Below are 317 nucleotides of genomic sequence, written 5' to 3'. Positions count from 1 at the left end.
GTTCTGCCATCTTCATTTCGCCTAACAACCGCACATAGCATCCATCTTTTTTCAATGAATCTGCGCGTAGGTAAAGCGTCTGTTTGCGTTTCCTTGAACGAAACGAAACTTTTTGAAACTCGCCGGTTTCCTTACATTTTATCTTCGCAGTCTTTACCGCTTGGCAGGCATCCATCACCGCACCGACTTTTATCTGTCGAGGTGTTTCGGTATGCCACTCCGGGAGTCCAGCAAAAACAATCGGCACGAGTTTTTTGAAGGTTGTCGGTGTGTCCTGATGCTCTAGTGCTGTGTCAAGTTGAGTTTGATAGTATTGT

General features: G+C 45.7%; 1 protein-coding gene. It reads right to left on the bottom strand.

The annotated features are described in order from the left end of the window. Positions 1-317: transposase (locus tag J4G07_07025; protein MCE2413741.1), on the bottom strand; the 317-nt coding region annotated here is incomplete at both ends.

The sequence above is a fragment of the Candidatus Poribacteria bacterium genome (assembly GCA_021295715.1).
In the GTDB taxonomy this organism is placed as follows: domain Bacteria; phylum Poribacteria; class WGA-4E; order WGA-4E; family WGA-3G; genus WGA-3G.
The sequence above is the reverse complement of the archived record's forward strand: the minus strand, read 5'-3'. Positions and strand labels throughout refer to the sequence as shown.